This window comes from Novosphingobium clariflavum (assembly GCF_026420865.1).
Taxonomy (GTDB): domain Bacteria; phylum Pseudomonadota; class Alphaproteobacteria; order Sphingomonadales; family Sphingomonadaceae; genus Novosphingobium; species Novosphingobium clariflavum.
This window is the reverse complement of record NZ_JAPCWC010000043.1, coordinates 1-19232: the sequence shown is the minus strand read 5'-3', so window position 1 is coordinate 19232 and position 19232 is coordinate 1. Positions and strand designations below refer to the sequence as shown.

The window sequence follows — 19232 nt, the reverse complement described above, 5'->3', positions numbered from 1 at the left end:
CATCGGCAGGATACCGCCGGTTCGACAGCTACCTGCTCAGCGAACCGAAGGCCAAGCCGGTCGTGTCCGCCCTCGGCCTGCCACCCATAGCCGACGAATGGCTCGAACAGCGGGGCCGCGAACTGGACTGGCGGCTGAAGAAATTTGCCCAGCGCCTGAAGCGCGACGCACTGGAGGGGGTGCGATACCGCGACGACCGTCTCCAGATATCCCCTGTTCGCACGATTGCGACGCCCGACGCCGAAGCGCTGGCCGACCGGCTCGATGCCATGATGCCACGCATCCGTATCACCGAGTTGCTGCATGAGGTGGCGCAGGAAACCGGCTTTCTCGCTGCGTTCACAAACCTGCGCACCGGCGAGGCTTGCCCCAATGAAAATGCGTTGCTCGCCACGATCCTCGCCGATGGCACCAATCTCGGCTTGTCGCGCATGGCTGCCGCGAGCCAGGGCGTCACACGCGACCAGCTTTTGTGGACCCACGACGCCTATATCCGCGATGACAGCTACCGCGCGGCGCTCGCCGTCCTCATTAACGCTCACCACCGCCTGCCATTCTCACGCGTATGGGGCGACGGCACAACCTCCAGTTCCGATGGGCAGTTCTTCAGGGGCGCGAAGCGCGGCGCATCCGGCGGCGACATCAACGCGCGCTATGGCGTCGATCATGGCTTCAGCTTCTACACCCATGTTTCCGATCAGCGGGCACCCTATCACATCAACGTGATCTCGGCCGCGACGCATGAGGCCCCCTATGTTCTCGACGGCCTCACCAGCCACGGCACCGATCTGAGAATCGTCGAGCACTATACCGATACCGGCGGCGCGACCGATCATGTCTTCGCCTTGTGCGCTATGCTGGGTTTTCGTTTTTGCCCGCGCCTGCGCGACTTTCCCGACAGGCGGCTCGCACCGATGGCGCCGGTCACGGCCTATCCGTCCATTACCCCGCTGTTGGGAAAGCGCATCCGCACCGACATCATCGCTGAACAATGGGACGACGTGCTGCGCCTCGTCGGCTCGATCAAGGCCGGCCATGTCGCGCCATCGGTCATGCTGCGAAAGCTCGCCGCCTACGAACGGCAGAACCAGCTCGACGTCGCGCTACAAGAAATCGGTAAGATCGAGCGGACCCTGTTCATGCTGGACTGGCTGGAAAATCCTGATCTGCGCCGGCGATGCCATGCCGGCCTCAACAACAGCGAGCAGCGCCATGCCCTGACGCAGGCGATCTACACTTTCCGCCAGGGCCGCATCATCGACCGCAGCCACGAGGCGCAGCAGTATCGGGCATCCGGCCTCAATCTGGTCATCGCGGCGATCGTCTATTGGAATACGATCTACATGGATGCCGCCGCCCAGCATCTCCGGTCAACCTCGGTCGCGGTGCCTGATGATCTCCTTGTCCACACGTCTCCGGTAGGCTGGGAGCATATTGCTTTCTCCGGCGATTTCCTCTGGGATCGCGCCGCCGCCTCCGCTGGCCGCAAGGCTCTTAACCTGCCACCGGATAGCCGCGTCGCCTAAGTGTTCTCTTATTGTTCGCTCTTAGCGTTGCGTGTGGATGGCTCCCGCGTTGCGGTGCGATTTTCTGACGTTCTGACATGCCATATCGAGTGCAGTCGCGTGTCCGGCCTTTATGTGCAGCCTTTATACGGCTGCTGGCCTTGAAGGATTCCGCCAGCCCTGGCCTCCTCATCGTTTACGCGGACTCGAAGTCCTGTACGCTAAGCAGGTTTGCCGAAGCTCGGTGGATCGAATGGCTTGCCTTCAGTCGGTCTTCACACCTCAACCTTGTTTTGCCATCGCCTGCCAATCAGGCTGCGATCGCCAATTCCTTTCTTTCATACTCGACGCCGCGCGTCATCACCACCCATGCAATACGCGCCATCTTGTTGGCCAGAGCAACGGCCACGACCTTGGGCGGACGGCGATCAAGCAAGGCTTTGGCCCATTCAAAGCCTTTGACGCTGCCCGCCCGGACATGCCGCAGCACTGAAGTCGCACCGACGACCAGCAATTGTCGCAGGTAGCGATTGCCGCCCTTGGTAATCTTGCCCAGGCGGGTCTTGCCACCTGACGAGTTTTGCCGGGGCACGAGTCCAAGCCAGGCGGCGAAATGGCGGGCCGACCTGAAGCTCTGCGCGTTGGTCACCATCGATGCGAGCGCCGAGGCGGTGATCACACCAACGCCGGGGATGGTTTCAAGGATGTTGCTGACGTCGTTGCGATAATGCCAGCGGGTCAACTGCTTATCGATCCCGGTGAGCTTGTCCTGCAATTCCTGAATGTGGCGCGCTAAGACGCCGAGTGTCTCGCGCGCCAGTTCCGGAAGATCGAGTTCGTCCCCTTTCGCAAGCCGATCGACCATGCGCACCACCTGCGCCACGCCGGTACCCGTCACAAGACCGAATTCGGCCAGATGGCTGCGCACGGCATTGAACATCATCGTCCGCTGCTTGATCAGCAGTGCCCGCGTTTTGTGCAGCACGCCGCCAGCCTGCTGGTCAACTGACTTGATTTCGACGAACCGCATTGTCGGCCGCGTCACCGCCTCGCAAATCGCTTCGGCATCGGCGGCATCGTTCTTCTGCCGCTTGACGTAAGGTTTCACGTAGATCGGCGGGATGAGTTTTACGTCGTGGCCCAGGTTCTGGAGCTGCCGACCCCAGTGATGCGCCGTTCCGCAGGCTTCGATCCCGATCAGAACCGGAGGCAATGCCGCGAAAAACTTCAACATCTGTCCGCGCTTCAATTGCCGGGTCACAACCACCTGACCCGCAGCGTCTACACCATGGACCTGGAACACCGACTTCGCGATATCCAGCCCAATCGTGACAATCTCACTCATCGTCCGTCTCCTCGCTCTTCAGCCGAGGCAGTCTGCCTCAGCCGGTGAGCGGGAGCCATCCACTCCATCGTTTAGCGTACCATTCACGCTATGCCCTCTAATGGATACCTGGAGCCCGCGCTTACCGAACGCGGAACGCCGGGATGGGCAATGGTAGTCCCGGGGCGAAACCGGGAAAAGGTGATCGGTGATCGAACCATTGGCCCTCTCGTCCGGCTTGGGCTCCTTGTGCGTTCATCGGATGGGCCTGTTCGCATTCTTGTCACTGAGCGCGGACAGGACACATGGCGACTTTTCTGCCAGCGGGGCGGGCGTTACCCGGAGGATCTGACCGACATCTGATCGACGCTCAACAGAATTATGTGATGGCAGCTAGCGCCCCACAGTGGACGTTCGTTGAACCCGGGTGGCTTGCCGATTGTTCACTCGATTCGTCATTCCCGCGAAGGCGGGAATCCAGTAGCAACGTCGCAATGAAGGAGACCTTCGCGCCCACCGTCTATGTTCTCGCTTCGGCGCGAAACGGCACACTTTACACCGGCACCACCTCGAACCTGATCCAGCGCATCGCCCAGCACCGCAGCGAACACTTCGATGGCTTCAGCGCCCGCTATGGAACCAAACTGCTGGTGTGGTTCGAAATGCACGCGACAATGGAGCACGCGATCCAGCGAGAGAAGCGGATCAAGAAATGGAACCGTGACTGGAAGCTCAGGTTGATCGAAGAAGGCAATCCACAGTGGCGCGATCTCGCCATCGACTTTGGCTTCGAAGCGCTGCGTTGACTGGATTCCCGCCTTCGCGGGAATGACGAAGATCTTGGTGCGGATTTGGCATCGGCAACGGGTGTTTTAAAATCCGAACCAGACGGTCGGCTTCCCACCCCTTTAAGCCATTGCGCTTAGGGTGTCATTTCGCCCCTTACCGGAACTGACCCCTTATTGCAGCTTCGCCATGAGCCGGCCGGCCGCGCCCTGCTCGGCGGCAAGATTGCGGTTGTAGGCGAGCGGCATGCGCGGGGATTTCCAGCGCAGGGCATCCATGATCCCGGCCAGGTCCTCTCCGCTTGCAAACAAGTCTTGGTTGAGCCCCACCCGGGTCGAGTGCGCCGAAATCCCTTTGAGCACCCGCCCCATGTCGTCACGGGTAAGATCGGGCAGCGCACCGGCATCGAAGGCGCGCACCACCATCGCGCGCCAGATCGGCCCGATCGAGCCGGGATGGAGCGCCGCTTCACCCACGGTGTATTCCACCCGCGCTGGCACCGCCGGCTTGCCCTTGAGTTTTCCCAGATCCCACGTCTCGCGCCCCGAGATCGTCTCGATCGGGCGCGGCTTCACCGCCGCGCGCGCCTTGTAGCGGCGCACCTGAACGCGGCGGAACAACGCCCCCTCCGCGATCCCTGCTGCCTTGCACCAAGCCGTGATCGCGTGCACCGAGCGCGGCGAGAGATAGGCCGTTGCCCCCTCCCCGTCCTTGTCCCCCTTGCTGCGCGGGATTTCCAGCAGCCGCGCCTCGGGATCGAGCGCTTCGAGAATGTGGTCGATCTCGATCGCGACGAGCTCGCTGGCGCGAAGGCCGGTATCGTAGGCAACCGAGAGCAGCGCGCGGTCGCGTAGCCCCGTGAGATCCTCGCCCGAGGCCCCCAGGAGGGCACGCACGTTCAGCCCGCGCGCCGTGTCGCGGGTTACATCCTTGACCGGCCCCTTGAAGCGCAGCGGACGCGCCTGCGCCTGGACGGAGCCGACCGCGCGCCGGTGCGCCGCGAGCGTGAGCTTGACCAGTTCCGCCTTTGTCGGATCGGCCAGCCCCAGCAACTGGTGGATCTTGGCGAGCGAGGCTTTGTACCGGCTAAGCGAGGCGGGCTTCGCCCCTTCCCCGGCCCTGGCCTGCAGATAGGCCGCGACTTGCGACGACGTGGCGGGGAGCGCGGCCAGCCCCTGGCGCCGGCACCACAGGTCAAAGGCTTCGAGGTCGGATGTCAGGGCACGGATCGAGTGCGGTGATGACGCGGCCTCGTAGGCGGCGAAGAGCGCGGCATCGAGCACGATACCGGCCTCAGCCTTCATCTTCACAACCGCCCAGCCCAAGCCTTGGAGCGGACTCGAGGCCTCCTCCAGAACGGCAGCGGCTGCCGGATCGGTCAAGCCTCCCGGCCCTGGTCCTTCGCTTTCCCCGTTTTGCGCCATTTCGACCGCCTCCCTCGCGGGGCCTGTCCTAGCCGCTCTTATAAGGAGACGTCAAATTCGGTTCTGTGATAACTGCAATTATCGCGTGTACATATTTCGATACTATCGAAGAGCATAACCAACATGGCTATTTGGTTGTGATCGGCGATCTGCTACATCACCCAGATGGACGCCGAAAACGAGACCTACCTGCTGCTCGGCCGGCTCGACGGACGGCTGCAAACCAGCCCCGCCACCGACCTGTGGCTCGCCCGAATGCGGCTGAAAGGCGCGGTTTTGCTGGCCGAACTGGCGGGCGTGCCGATTACCGAGGACAGCCTGCTCGCCTGGATTGGCGGGCGCAGCCCGCCCCCGCGCCGCAGCGAAGGATTGAACGATCCGCTGTCGATCGCGGCGCTGTTTCACTTCGCGCTCCAGGCCGAGGACAGCGCCGGTGATCCGGTGGCCGAAGCGTCGCTGCGCGTACTGCGCACGCTGCTCGACGATCGCGCCGATGCAGAGTTCTATGCCGCCCAGGATCTCGCCTGGTTCGGGCCGGTGTTTGCCGAGGCGAAGCGATCGCTGCTCGCCCCCCTGCCCTCGCCCGGTTTCCTAGCATTGGCCGAGCGGCTAATCGGCGTGCACCGGGACCTCGGGCTGCACGCCGGCGCCGGGCGCAGCGTCCTCACCGCCGACGGCCGCCGCCTCGACATCGATCCGCGCAGTTTCGACACCATCTGGATCCTCGGCACGTTGTTGCCCCGCGCCTATGTCGCCGCCGGCCTGACCTTGCGTCCCCTGCCCTGTCTCGCGGGCCTGCCGCGGTTTCTACCGGAAGATCCGCACGCGCTGGCCGATGCCCTGCGGACCCGAACCCGCGATGCCGTCCGTTTAGGGCTCGCCGAACTCGATCGGCTCGAGCGCGCGCTACTGCGGATCCCCGCCAATCTCAAAGTCACCAAACGCAGCAAGGCTCCCCTGCTCGCGCGACTGCAACTAGCCTATCCCGATCTGCGAGTGCCGGCGATCGCCCGGCTGCTGGGGATCTCGCCGCAGGGCGCCGTTAAAGTGCAGGCTCAGGTCTCTGCCTTTATGCCGTTGCGATTGGCAGTATCCGCTGGACCATGCTGAAGCCCAGATATATCGAGCAACATGCATTTTCAGTGGATTGTGATTTTCAACGGTCTGTTGAAAATCACAATCCACTGAAAGATCAGGTTAAGAACGCCCATCACCGGCGATTGCTGGTACCTCGCGTTCCAGACGGCACCCACTTTCTGGCCGATCTTCCCATCAGGCGTTGAAGTCTCTTCCGAAACCGAAAACCGTCCATTTTCGAGCATTGAGCGCCGGCGAGCGCTTTCAAAGAGCGATGATTTCCCCGATCTTTGCAGCCAAAATATGATCGCCGCCAACGCACGAGTTCGATCAGACTGGGAGCCTCTTGCGATGCCCCTCTATGGCGGCAACGACTTCGCGCGGAAAAGGAAGATGACGGCTTTCCTGATCCCAGAGAGCATCGAAACGTGCGATGGTTTCACGTGCGGTCGAGACCACTAGATGGGATGGCAGGCGCGCCTTGTCGGCAATGGCTTCCAATTCCTCATACGTAAACGAATCCCATCCTCTGGACCGATGGAATTTGAGCGCGGAATCGTCCTCAGGCAGGTACGCCACTGTCGACAGGAGATCGTACGCAGGCCCAAGGATGGGCCGCCGCTGATCCGGGTATACGAGGGACCAGTTCTTGAGGTGCATGTCCCCATTTCCAATCAGAACGCAATACGTGAGGCGCCGCACGAACTCCACCACGCTGCTCTCGTCGGTCTCGATTGCAAGTACGGCGAGCAGCTGGCGGTAGCTTGCGTTTTCGTATTTTTCATCAGGGTATACGTGAAAGACCTGGGCGAAATCCTCAATGTGCACTGGTCCCTCAAGACTGCGATCGAAGCGCCTGATGGCATAGGCGGACTGCCCATACCGATGCACGCCTTCCGGCAGCCCTTCAATGGCCTCAAGGGGCAACAGATCGATCTCCGGCACCTCTATCCCAAGTTGCCCGGCAAGCGTCATCGCGGCGAACTCGGCTTCCGGAACATCGGGATGACGCGCGGAAGGTAGTTTCACGATCCAATCCCCCCCGGTGCCGCTGACCGGTATCGCCAGCCCTCCGTTTTTGCCCCGTGCCCGGATCCCTGAGAATTTTAATTGAACACCCGCGAGCGAGAACCGCATTGTTCGCGCGATCTCCTCTGCAGCTTGCTCGTCTGACACGGGTTGGGGTGCAGGCAGGGGGCCGTCGACGGGCACGACCCTGACAGCTCCGGGCAGATCCTCGCCGAGCTGCGCGAGTAGCGGAAACTCGCGAATTGCCTTCACACCCGCCCGGCGCGCCAGGAAATCCCTCAGCGCTCCTTCGGGGAGCAGGTTCGAGAAGAAAGGCTCAATCTGCGTACGATAAGCGCGCGGTTCATCGATCAAACCTCCTACGGAGTCTTTGTACGCGAGTGACAGGGTTGGCCGCGCGGCGTCAGCAACGTAATCGCGGTCGAACGAGAAAATGCTTCTGTCGCCGTCTAAACGAACTAGCGACCCAACTCGTCGATCATGCAGGAAGACATCGAGAGCTGCGGCGTTGATCATGCGTCGTCCTCATCGAGTCGGTGCGCCGGGGTTTTGCGCGATCCGCTATCCAGCGCGTTTTCGTCTCGGTCGTTACGGATGCGCAGGAGAACGCTCGTCAACGATTTCAGCTTCGCTTTCAGCATGTCAGCCGTCGCTCCTCCGTCCAGGCGGGTTTGAATATATCGTGCCAGTCTGGCCGCTTCGTGCTGTTCGGCTACGTAGCCTCGATGCACGCGCGGATCCTTCAATGCGAGGACAGCATCGTAGAGTTCACGCGCCTCCTTCAAATCAGGAAAACGCGCCTCCACACGCTGGGCCAGCTTTGCCTGGCCGGCAAGGGCTTCTGCCGCCCGACTTCCGCGGTTTGCGCTTTCGACACTCCGCAAGACACCTTCGACGGCAGTCACGGCCTTACGTGGAACAAGTGTAACTTCCAAACCGAGCGCGCGGCTAAGCTCGACCAGGCTGGAGACTTGCAGGTCGGAAGCACCCTTTTCAATTTTCGAGATGTGACTTTGGGGCATTCCTACCCGTTGACCCAGCTCCCTTTGGGTCAGTCCCATTGCAAGCCTGGCAGATTTAAGGCTCGCGGCAATCTCTTCGTTTCCGGCGCTCATAAATCTGCTATAGCATATATTTTGCATGTTTCATCTGTTTTTGCATATGCATCCTCCATAACATATATTCTGACAGATATTCATAACCTAGTATATGCTCTGATATATAGAATGCGCCATCCCGCCAAATTTTGCGCCCGAACTATCTCCCGGCGGGCGAGCGCTTGATAGAAAAGCATTTTTTCTCGCCATTTGCCCGCTGCAAAGTGGTCCCGCCAAACTGGCCTTAGAGGCGAATAATCACACCTCAATGAGCAAATGATCATTCGCTCGACGAAAGCACTCCACGATGCCTTAAAACGGATTTTAGAAGCAATTCTCGTTTCGTTCTCAGATTGCGTCTTTAATATGTGCGCGGTCCGATCCGGAAGCGCTACAAGCTGGATTGGATCTTCCGAAAGGACCTGGAAAAGCTCCGCTTCATAATTGTTGCCGCGGCAGGTGGGAGCACCCACACCAATAGCCAAGTCATCTCGAGTGGCCTGCATCCGCCCCTGACCGCGACGCCGATCGATTATAGGTCGCGCAAGGCCGGGGAGCTGTTCCGCCCTTTCCCTCTGGCGCTCGGTTAGAGAGCTCAGAGAACGAGACATGCTCCCCTCGAACTAATCTCGTAGAGCCCGATGTGAGAACGAGCACTGCGCCACTCATTATCAGTCCGCCGATCATCGCCCTGATCTAGCTTGTGCTGAGAGACGGCGCGCGCGTTGCACTCACAGAGCGCCAAGGTACGAGCGAGTTCCTGACCTGCTGGTGAGCTACCAGATAACTTGGGAGGGGGATGATGCATCGCCTATCCGGCAACGCCACTGATGCGCCGCTATGACGTGCGCCTGGCCCACTTGGGATACCACTCGCTCCATAACCGAGATGCCGGCACCAAGCCTTACCCACACAGTTTTTCATGCGAGATGGAGAAGCGCCGAGAACACCGCCCTTCCCCGCGGTGGAAAATCACAGCGACCATGAGCCGATCGACCATCTCTCCGGATCACGCCCTAAGGCCGCGTTGAGCTGATGCCCGTTAACCTGTTTGTGGAACGGGTAGCCCGTCACCATACTTCTGGAACCGAGAGGTTTTCCGCAACCTGCTCTCCCTCAGTTCCCGACACCGGCAGGAACCTCGGAAGAGGATCGTTTAACGATCCCGTAGCAACTCCTGTTCGCGATGTTGTTCCGCCCGCCAGCTGGTGAGACTACCATTGTCGCCCTCCCGTATTATTTGCCGCCTTACTGCCACACCTCGGCCAAGCCTGGGCTGCGATAACGCTCGCCCCGAGCCGGCACTACGGCTCGCCCGCATTTGCTTCGTGATGCGCTGAAGTCATGAACTTGGCTGGCCCGAGTTCCAATGATGACCGCCCGCCAAATCGGGTTCACGAGGATTTGAACTCCATGCACCGTCTTCTCGAGACTTAAAGACAATTCAGTCCTCTGCAGAAAAGCGTCGGACCTTCCCCATCCATCGAATTGGGCGAAGACCGGCAATTTAGCCGGCCCCGCCCTCGAAGCGCCCCTCACCGACCGATCATTTCACCTGGTTGACGAAGCATTGGCCACCAAGAGGGCCATTAGCTTTCCCGCAGTTGCACCCCGTAAAGTCCAAGCCCGAATCGCATGGCATAAGGAGGTCGCTTGCCCCTCGTATTGGGGCCCCATCTGACGGAAATGGCCCGACGATCCGTGAGGATCAGCAAGGCCAATCTAATGCTGACCCCCATGATGGGCGACAGCCATCACCCCGCCATCAATCTGGCAGGAGGCGCCAGGTACAAGTGAATGGGTGATCGTCGTCAGCCAGACCGTCGCGACTGCCGGATCACCTTACGTGCGATTATCAATCTTGCGCACCTCTATGGCGCTCTCGTCAAAGCCATCCAACAAGCGCGCGTTGATGCCCATCTTGCCGAAGTCCCCTCCGAGCGTTTGCCAGTGCGTGCCGCAGCCACAAACCGGGCAATGATGGATACCGATCATCCGGTCCCCCCAGATGTAGGCCGTCGTCTCACCGGAAATGTGCACGTCGGCGGGAGGGTAGTAGGCAACCCTCCATGCAAGCCGGCGACAGAGCGAACAGTTGCAATCTGCGACCCATTCAGGTGCGCGCGAGAGTTCCATCTGTACGTTGCCGCAGTGGCAGCTTCCATGAGCGTTCATGCCATACTCTCAATCCCGGTATGGGGAAGCGGCAACGACGGCGCAATGAACGCTATGCGTTTCGCGAGGGCTTGTCCCACGCGTGGGACGACCCGCTGAAACCCGCACTAACCAGCGGGTTTTTGCAATTCGACAGCCTTGCATAACGCGGCGCGTTTGTTGGCAATCAATGCGGACGCCCAAGGAGGCGGCGTTCCAGCAACGTCAACATGTCACGCCGACCATCGGCAATCACCAGAATGACGACGCGATCTCCCATTACGCGATAGATGACTCGAAAATGCCCAAGTAGCACCTGGCGAAATTCACGCAGGCCGAGCTCCACCAGTTCCTTTGGAACACCTCCCCGCTCAGGAAAACGCTCCAAGGTTTCGATCGTGGCTAAAAATTGATCTAACAAGGCGTCTGCTTCGTCCGCGCCTTGCAATCCTGCCAGATAGTCATGGATTTCTTCGAGATCGTCTTCGGCGCCCTGGGTGAGTTCAACGCTATAGACCACGTCAGTCATTTAGACGCTTTGCTTTGGCTCGAAGGCGCTCGGCTACCGCGCGCGCCGGCTTGGTGCGTCCTGCATCGACATCCTGCTGCCCCATGGCGAGCAGTTTCAGCAGTGCCAGTGTTTCCTGCGCCCGCTCGAAAGAGGCGACGTCCTGGAGCACCGCCTTCGCTTCCCCGTTCTGCGTGATCACCATGGGCTGGCGTGAATCGGCAATATCGGACAGCACCTCAGCCGCGTTGGCCTTGAGATAACTGATGGGTCGGACTTGCGTTGAGAGGCGCATAGGCGATCACCTTGCAGGACTAAATTCGGTCCTAATTTAGTCTTTAAGGAAATCTCTTTCAAGCGCCGAGATTTTCAGCGCGAAAGAGACTTTGGCGTGGCCGTCTCCTCATGGGCGTCGTGATGCCTGAAATCACACTGGAGCGCCCCCAGACCCGAAACGGAGTGCCAGGGATGCAAGCTTGCTGGCAAACTTGCCTCAAAAATTGGTCCCCTCAGGCGCCCGCTGAGAGCCGATACAAGGCTTGGGTGAACATCGCCTCATTGAGAGGCGTGATGGACCTTAGCGAGCTTCTGAGGGCAAATTTCGGCTATTTCTTGATTTGTTCCAATTTTGACGTCGATTTTGTCCGTCGATGCCGAACGTATGTGATCGCGACCTGAACCTTTCACGCGATTGTCGTCGTCGAAGCGGGGTATCGGCTTCGAAAGCTGTCCTCACGTTTGCGCTCGTTCGCGTGAATTGGCCATTGGGCAAGATTGGGAAACCGATGGGGTTCGCTTTCGATGCCCTCGCGGAAACGGTGACCGGTACCGCCCAATTCGGGAGCCCTGCCCGTGCGTGGCAGTTCCGTCGTGCGCCATTCGGCGGCCATAATCCAGTGCGTGGAGTCTGAACCTGTCTCCGGCTTCCGGCAATCGCCACGAAGGCGGACGTTTGCGTTGTTGAATTCCCGCCCCGTAGCTTAGGGGCCGGATGGCGTGCTGGCCGAGCTGTGCGCGATCCGCGGAATAGGGGAACGCGGAGTGTGGTGGGGGGAGATTTCCGTTTTATTCGCTAGCCTGGCGTCAGGCGGGGACGGGTTCTGACGCCGCGGTGGGCTCAGGAGCTTGGGCGGAGGATGCGATTGGATCGGCGGGCGGAATGGGCCGAGTGTTGGCATCCAGGGATCGTGGGCTTGGCGCTATAGGCCGATTGTGGGGCTTGGTTCCAGACTAGGCGGGTGGCCCCGGTCGGCCTCCCCTCCCCTTCTCCCTTAAATCAATCTCAAAGATCCGCCGCAGGCGTGCGGTTAATGGGGTTATATCTTTAAGTTAGAGAGTTAAGGGGTGCCGAGAGCGGCCAGAATGCCAGAGGTTTCGGCGAGTCGCCGCCTGTGGACAGAATCTGATAACACGGGGCTATCGATCCGATAACACGCCCGGCAGATTCTGATAACACGCGAAACGGGCTCTGATACCACGTTGGCCGTTCTGGCGGGTGTGGATAACCGAAATCCCCGTCTTTCACGCTCCTCTAGATAACCGTGCGGCGCGCGCCCTATTTGCGGGAGTTTATCGCGCACGTCATCGACTTTTGCGACGCGCTCCGCATCGCTGAGATGTTCGTCCCGAACGTGTTTTCGGGAATCTCTCGTCATTGGCTCAACGTGCTTTCGGGAATGTCGATTTCGGCCTTTGGCGTCTGCGACAGAAATTCTGCCCCCTTCCCTCCGCGCGCGTCTCTGATGCCCTGTACTCGGCATCGGGCAAGTGCACAAACTTCTGGTGCGCCACGGAAACCTTGTGACAAGCGCGGGCTCACCTGCTGATCGACGTGTTTTTGGAATCACGCTCGACGGAAAGGCGACGACGCGGACATCAGCCGAAACGTGATGCCGGTTGCCTGGCGGGATTCCATTTCACGTGATTTTCGAAAACACGTTGAGCGCGAGGTATTGCCAGACTGCGCGCGCAGAACGCCGATCAATGATCGCGCCTCGTGGGGCCAGGCTTTTGACGCAGGCAGTTGCCGATCCTCTGCCCTACCTTTTTGGCGAATTTGGCCGTGAGGACTTGGCGCCCTCGCCCGTCTGCCTGGCCTCTGCCACCAACGCTTGCTTATCGGCAGCACCATGGCGACCTGTCATTTCATTCGGCCGGATGCGATTGCTGTCCGAGGGGGCGAGGAAGGAATGAACCCAACCGGCATGGACGACACGTCTATCCGCTGATGGCCATGGCTCGATCCGCTGTGGGGATGGCAATCCGATGTGACCGCACTTCCGGCGCGGGCGCGTTTCGGGGGAAGGGGGCCGAGCGGCGCAACGTCAGGGGCGCGACATGAGCGGGCGCCGTTCGCCGGATTTCGCGATGCGAGGCGAGCTGAGTTCGATGGACAGGTTGGGGGAGGGCGGTTGCTCTCTGGGGGATGGGCGCTTTGCCATGCGGAAGCCTCGGGTCCGGTAGGTAACCCCGGCCGACCGTATATGGACTCGCCAAGAACACACTCCTGGCAGAAGCCCTCGACGACGGACGCTCGGTAAATGCGAGGCAACCCGCGCTCGCCATTGGCGCTCGCTGAAGCAGGCGTCGATCGCGAGATCGAGCGCCGCTAATCGAGCCTTTGCGTTTCGAGCGGGCAGGGGCTCCAAGCGAGCCGGTGAAAATGCGCGGGGAGGGCAGGCGGGCGAACCGAGGAGCTCGCCGGCGAGGTCAGAAACCGGGTAGTTGGTACTTGTTGCGCTCGTGGTGCTTCTTCACGAAGCCGTAGAAGCGCTTGGAGTAGTTGCGGGGCAGCTCCGTCGGATTGGCGCCGAGGAATTGGTCGAACGTCTTCATGAGAACGTCGAGATCCCAACCGGGGCATTCCTCGCGAATAGCCTGGTAGATTTCGCGATCGAGGATGTCCTGGGCCCGGCTGCCGCGCGGCGGCTGCGGTGCTTGCCTGGCAGCCTCGGCATAGACCTGGGCATGCGGATCGGCCGGATTGGTGTCTTCGAACTTCAGGCTTGCCGCCGTACGCGTCAGAAGCCCGCGTGTGAGGCGGGGATCGACGAATTCCTCGGCCGAGACGGAGGCGATCCTCGGCGCCGGCTTTGCAGGAGAAGGGGCTGGAGATGATGCTTGTGAAGAAGAAGGCGTCGCACGCTGGGGCGAGGGCAGGGGAGGGGCCTTGGCGTCGTTTGCCGTTCGCGCTTCCAGGTACTTCCTCATGACCATCTTGAGCTTGGGGCGCGGCGTTTCGGCACCGATCACTTCAAGATCGATCTCGGGAAGGTTGTTCGCGCGCGCCAGTTCCAGGATCTTGTTCTTGAACGAGGGGAGGGAGCTTTCGCTGCCGCTCTTCTGGTGCAGGGTTTCGAAACCGATCGTGAATCCCTCGGCGCCATTGCCGCCGGCGTGCTTCCGGCTTGCGCGGTAGAGCCACTTGCCAAGACCGCTGGTGATTTCGAAATAGAGCGGCGAGATGGCAAGGACGTTCCGCTTGTCCATCACGCCTTCGAAGAACCACTTGGAGAGGGTGATCTCCATCCCGAGGGAGCGCTGGGTCTTCTCGTCGACGAGGTGCGTATAGCTATCGATCCACGAGAACGTCGTCTCGCGCGTCTTGGAGTTCGCGCGGATGTTGGTCTTGATCGTGGTCGCCTGGAGGCGATCGAGCGCAGCGATCAGGCGCTCGTAGGCACGTCCGCTGACACCCCAGCAAATGCGCCGCAATAGGTCACCGGGCTGAAGGCGGATAGTGGGCGAGAGATCGTTGTCGCCGCGCTCGCGCAGTTCGTTCAGGTGTGACGCCAGATAGATCATGATGTCCGCGTCCCAGATCGTCGCCATGCCGTACTCGGGGTTGGCGGAGACATGGACGTGAACGGTCTTGTCCGGGCTCAGGTAATCGATGGGCTTGATGCGCTTCTTCTTCGCCAGGCTGAAGAAGGGGCGCTGCATGGTTTCCTGATAGTCGCGCAGCGAGATGTCGCTGAAGTCGGGCAGCGTGAAGAACATCTCGAACTGGACTTTCCGGCCGCCTGCGGCGGCCGGTGACGCATCAGAAGTCACACTGCAAACCCATCCATCTCGAACGCGTCCCACGCGTGGGACATATGGTTTAAGTTATTGAAAATACGTATAAAAATGCAGTTTCACAGAGTTGCAAAGGCACGGGTCTCAGCGACCCTGCTTGCGATTGATCTTGGCATTGTCGATCAGTGGCCGGAGCGCCTCGAGGATCTCGTCCGTCGACAGTTCGCTGGGCGTCAGCGTCAAGGTGAGACCGCGGCCCCGGTCCTGATCGACCTGTCCGATCCGCGTGCCGCCGGCCTCGATCAGCGTCTTCTGTGATCGGCCGCGACTGGACGTGGTCGTCGCCTTGACCAAACGGGCGACGACTTCGGCGCCCGCTATCGGTTCCTCGTCACCGGATTGCCGGAAGCTCTGCTCGTTTGCGATATGGACAGCGGCTTCTTCCATCTTCGCAAGGCTTGCTGGATTGCGAACGAGCGGGAGGAGCTTGTCGCCGTACCGGACGTGGAGATCCATCGGCGAGTTGAAAGCGCTGATAATGGACTGCGGGATCTCGGTCAGGCCGATGTACCGGGCAAGGCTGGACTTCGAGAGCTTGACGCGATCTGCCATCTTGGCCTGGACGCCGTCGTAATAAGCGTCGACCGCAGCCTTGTAGTTGAGGCCGCGCTCAAGGTCCGAAATATCCTCGCGCTCGCGGTTCTCGATGTCGGCAAGCCGGAACGCTGCCTCGTCATCGATGTCCTCGATGATCGCGACAAGTTCGATGTCGGGATAGTGGTTGGCATTGAGCCAGCTGACGGCCCAGTGACGCCGGGTCCCGGTGATCAGCTCATACGGGTGTTCCGCGCCCTTGGGCGATCGGCGAACGACCACCGGAATGCGATTGCCGTTCTCCGCCTGCAGGGAGTCGATGAGCGAGCGCACGCGAACTTCCGACAACATCGCGTAATCGCGCGCGTTCCCGGGCCAGATCGAGCATTCGGAAGGCTTGAGCCGGATCGACGGCTTCTTCACCATGCGCGCGGCTTCGCCGAACGCGTCGAGGCGCTTGCTCGTGAAATTCGTGCGGGGCTCGGCGGGGGGCGCTTCGTCGGCGACGACGATCGGTTCGGCAGGGCCTGCCGCGAGCGCTTCGCCAATCATTGACCGCCGGCTCATGCTGCAGCACTCGCAAGAGCGTCAGCCGCGCGCCCGGCGAGGCTGGTCGATGGCCACTGCTGGCGCATCTGCTGGACAACCTCGTTGAATACGGCATCCAGGTTCTCCCGGCAGCGATTGTAGGTCGCGTGCGAGGCGGAAGGCTTGCTCTCGTAGACCGATCGGAACGCCTGGGTGGCGTTCTTGATTTCCTCGGAGGCCAGGATGGGTTGGCTGAGCAGATAGGTGCCGTAGGTCGCCTGCATCATCTTCCACATATCGTTCTCGCCCGGCTTGCTGGGCGTGTAGGTCGAGCAGACCACCCGAATGAAGCCGTAGTCGACAGGGGTGTCGTTGGCCTCGAGCACTTCGATGTTCTCCGCGATGGTGTTCATGAAGTGGATGGTCGAGAGGTAGTCGAGCTGGCGTGCCGGCACGGGCACCAGAAGCCCGGTTGCCGCGGCCATCACGTTGAGGCCGAGGAAGCCCATTGCTGGCGGCGGATCGAGCAGGATGACGTCAAAGTCCTTGATCACGCTTTCGATGCCGATGCGGAGCCGCTGGAGACCCTCGCGCACGGCTTGACCGCCTTCTCGCAGGGTCGCGGTCAGATCCCATTCGGCATCCTGAAGACCAAGGCTCGAGGGAATGATCTTGATCGTCGGCCACGCGGTCTCGTGGATGGATGCGGGAAAATCGTCGAAGTTGCTGCGCGGCGAGAGGAAATTGCCGAGCGTCTCTTCCTCGTCGAACAGGGTTTCCGGCTTGATATCGAACATCGTGGTCGTCGATGCCTGCGGATCGCAGTCGATCACCAGGACCTTGTAGCCGTGCAGTGCGAGGTAGTCGGCGAAATGCTTGGTGATCGTCGACTTGCCGACGCCGCCCTTGAAGTTCTGAACCGCAATGACGACTGCGTCCTCATCTGCGGACTTGCCCGGATGGATGCCCAGGGCCTCGCGGATCTGGGTCAGGTCCTCAAGCGTGTAGAAGCGGCGGCCGTTCGCCAACTGCTTGGGAGCGGCCAGTCGGCCTTCTTTCTCGGCCTTGGCCAGCGCCTCGGGCGTGCGGCCAACCAATTCGGCGGCGACGCCCGGTCCGAACGTCATGTCGAGAACCTTGCGGTCCTCTGGATTGAAGACGATTTTCTTGACCCGATCGCTCATCTCTTCGCACGTACGCGTTATCGCGCGCAGCGTGTTGACGGTGTACGACATCGGCTCTTGGCTCCCTGTGAATCAGCTTGGCTGTTTCGGTTCGTATTTAGAGAGCAGAATCAAGCCTGAAAGTCAAACCTGTTCCAATCTTCGGTCCCGGAGCCGAACGGCTCCAGATTTTACGGCCGTGATGCGAACTGGGGGTGTCATCGCGGCTTAGCTTACGAACTCCGGCCGCCATTGACCGATTTGCTTCCTGCGCGAAAGCGTTGCGAAGCCACTGAAATGCGGAAAAACCGGGCGCGCGAGGTTTTCTACACCACCTCGCGGTGACTAGGCTGCCCGCGGTCGCCGGCAACGAATGAGGCCGTGCAGGAGAGCGAAGTCGCAGATGAGTTGGTACGCAAGACAGGAAAGCTGGCAGGCTCAAAACAGCGACGCCCGGGATGAAGCGGATATCGATTATTCGCGCGTCATCCATTCGGCATCGTTCCGGCGCCTGCAAGGCAAGACGCAGATCCTGAATCTCGGGGACAGCGACTTCTACCGGACCCGGCTTACCCATTCGCTTGAAGTTGCACAGATCGCCGGCGGTGTTGCCCGCCAGTTCCGCAAGGATTTTCCCGAGCATCCCGCGATCCCCCATCTGCCCGAGCACAGTCTTCTGCAGGCGATCGGCAATACTCATGACTTGGGGCATCCACCGTTCGGCCATGGCGGCGAAGTGGCGCTCAATTACTGCATGCGCGAGGCGGGCGGCTTCGAGGGCAACGGCCAGACACTGCGCATACTCTCACGTTTGGAACAGTTTTCCGCCGGCGCGGGGGCCAATCTCATGCGGCGAACCTTGCTTGGCGTAATGAAGTACCCGGTGCCTTATTCGCAGGCATACAATCCCGCCTGTCCACCGCGGCTCAACGGCAAGACCACGGCGATCAGCATTATCGACCGCGCGGTTTCCAAGCCGCCCAAATGCTACCTCGATACCGAACGCGATGTGGTTCAATGGGTGCTCGAACCCCTTTCCAGCGCCGATCGCGAAAAGTTCACCGCGCTTCGGACTCAGAGCGGCAAGCATCACAAGTCCGTCCATAAATCGTTCGACTGCAGCATCATGGACGTTGCCGACGATATCGCCTTCGGCGTTCATGACCTCGAGGATGCGCTGGCGCTTCGCCTCGTGGACGAGGCGGCTTTCCGGACGCTGGTTCCCGAAGAGAGCTGCGCCTCGTTCCTCTCCTACCTCAAGCAGAAGTACCCGCAGGAATCCGAAAACAACGTCTACGAGCGATTGATCGCAATGCTGTTCAGCGAGGGCGGCGAACGCAAGCGCTGCATTGGACGGATGGTCGGGCACTTGATCACCCATTGCGAGATCGAGACCCACGAAGAGTTAGAGGACCCCATGATCCGGTATCGGGCGGGGATGCAGGAGGGACCCAAGGCGTTTCTCGGCGCGCTCAAGGAGGCAGTCTACCGCGCTGTCATTCAAAGCGCCGGCGTTCAGCAGCTCGAGTTCAAGGGCCAAAAGATGGTGGTCTCGGTGTTCGAAGCGCTCGCCTCTGAGCCCGAACTGCTGCTGCCGACAGACCAGCTACCGCGGGTTCAGCGCGGCGAAGATGTTCCCAGGGTCATCTGCGACTACATTGCGAGCATGACCGATGGCGCATTGCTCAAAGCGTACGAACGGTTGTTCAGCCCCCGAATGGGGTCGATTTTCGATCAGCTTTGACCTACCCCCGCGATCTCGTCTCAAGGCCGCGTGGGCATCGGAAATTCGGGCCGGGGCAGGGGCTCCCCGCTGCGGTAGCTTAGGGTACCGAAACGAGGCGGTAAGTGTCAGCTTTCGCCCGTCCGTGTCGGGAACAGATCCCGAGCGGATCATCACTCTAATTGTCCGCGACCGGCGCCTTCCACGGTTGCTACTGCTATCGACCCTTCCCGGACGCTCAGCCGCCGATTTCGCGTTCCCAGGTGCGGACGTTCCGCTTTTCCTGTCGGAGCGCGCACGCTG

At 60.7% G+C, this 19232-nt stretch carries 14 protein-coding genes; 4 read left to right on the top strand and 10 right to left on the bottom strand.

Features of this window, described 5'->3' with window-relative positions:
• The coding region (locus OKA11_RS23045; protein WP_267224742.1) for a Tn3 family transposase at positions 1-1526 on the top strand (1526 nt) is incomplete at its 5' end.
• Positions 1527-1815: 289 nt separating this feature from the next.
• Here OKA11_RS23045 and OKA11_RS23040 read toward each other — a convergent pair.
• Positions 1816-2850, bottom strand: coding sequence for an IS110 family RNA-guided transposase (locus tag OKA11_RS23040; protein ID WP_010338606.1), 1035 nt, complete (start codon positions 2848-2850; stop codon positions 1816-1818).
• A 473-nt stretch (positions 2851-3323) separates the two neighbouring features.
• On the opposite strand from OKA11_RS23040, the gene OKA11_RS23035 reads away from it, so the two are divergent.
• Complete coding sequence (locus OKA11_RS23035; protein WP_017503794.1) at positions 3324-3635, top strand: GIY-YIG nuclease family protein; 312 nt, start codon at positions 3324-3326, stop codon at positions 3633-3635.
• Between the two features lie 153 nt (positions 3636-3788).
• On the opposite strand, the gene OKA11_RS23030 is transcribed toward OKA11_RS23035, so the two are convergent.
• Positions 3789-4919 carry a tyrosine-type recombinase/integrase gene (locus tag OKA11_RS23030; RefSeq protein ID WP_379489373.1) on the bottom strand — a complete coding sequence of 377 codons (1131 nt, stop codon included), beginning with the start codon at positions 4917-4919 and terminating at the stop codon, positions 3789-3791.
• Between the two features lie 285 nt (positions 4920-5204).
• Between OKA11_RS23030 and OKA11_RS23025 the strand changes: the two genes are divergently transcribed.
• Positions 5205-6149, top strand: a complete 945-nt coding sequence (locus OKA11_RS23025; RefSeq protein WP_267224734.1) for a hypothetical protein — start codon at positions 5205-5207, stop codon at positions 6147-6149.
• Between the two features lie 297 nt (positions 6150-6446).
• Here the strand turns inward: OKA11_RS23025 and OKA11_RS23020 are convergent, their stop codons facing one another.
• The 8 genes from OKA11_RS23020 to OKA11_RS22985 all read right to left on the bottom strand — a co-directional run bounded on the left by OKA11_RS23020 (position 6447) and on the right by OKA11_RS22985 (position 17278).
• Entirely contained in the window at positions 6447-7661 is a 1215-nt protein-coding gene (locus OKA11_RS23020) for a type II toxin-antitoxin system HipA family toxin (RefSeq protein WP_267224732.1), read from the bottom strand.
• Positions 7658-8260, bottom strand: coding sequence for a helix-turn-helix domain-containing protein (locus OKA11_RS23015; RefSeq protein WP_267224730.1), 603 nt, complete (start codon positions 8258-8260; stop codon positions 7658-7660). Before OKA11_RS23015 ends, OKA11_RS23020 begins: the two co-directional genes overlap by 4 nt.
• Before the next feature lie 1824 nt (positions 8261-10084).
• Positions 10085-10417, bottom strand: coding sequence for a GFA family protein (locus OKA11_RS23010; protein WP_446686313.1), 333 nt, complete (start codon positions 10415-10417; stop codon positions 10085-10087).
• Between the two features lie 166 nt (positions 10418-10583).
• Entirely contained in the window at positions 10584-10925 is a 342-nt protein-coding gene (locus tag OKA11_RS23005) for a type II toxin-antitoxin system RelE/ParE family toxin (RefSeq protein WP_267224724.1), read from the bottom strand.
• On the bottom strand, positions 10918-11199 hold the full coding sequence (locus OKA11_RS23000; RefSeq protein WP_267224722.1) for a type II toxin-antitoxin system Phd/YefM family antitoxin: 282 nt from the start codon (positions 11197-11199) through the stop codon (positions 10918-10920). The genes OKA11_RS23005 and OKA11_RS23000 overlap by 8 nt, the downstream gene beginning before the upstream one ends.
• A 2414-nt stretch (positions 11200-13613) precedes the next feature.
• Positions 13614-14903 (bottom strand): replication initiator protein A, encoded by a 1290-nt coding sequence (locus OKA11_RS22995; protein WP_267224745.1) that lies wholly within the window; start codon positions 14901-14903, stop codon positions 13614-13616.
• Positions 14904-15065: 162 nt separating this feature from the next.
• On the bottom strand, positions 15066-16082 hold the full coding sequence (locus tag OKA11_RS22990) for a ParB/RepB/Spo0J family partition protein (RefSeq protein WP_379489372.1): 1017 nt from the start codon (positions 16080-16082) through the stop codon (positions 15066-15068).
• Positions 16079-17278, bottom strand: a complete 1200-nt coding sequence (locus OKA11_RS22985; protein WP_267224718.1) for an AAA family ATPase — start codon at positions 17276-17278, stop codon at positions 16079-16081. The genes OKA11_RS22990 and OKA11_RS22985 overlap by 4 nt, the downstream gene beginning before the upstream one ends.
• A 331-nt stretch (positions 17279-17609) precedes the next feature.
• On the opposite strand from OKA11_RS22985, the gene OKA11_RS22980 reads away from it, so the two are divergent.
• Entirely contained in the window at positions 17610-18950 is a 1341-nt protein-coding gene (locus OKA11_RS22980; protein WP_267224716.1) for an anti-phage deoxyguanosine triphosphatase, read from the top strand.
• The last annotated feature ends 282 nt before the right edge of the window (positions 18951-19232 follow it).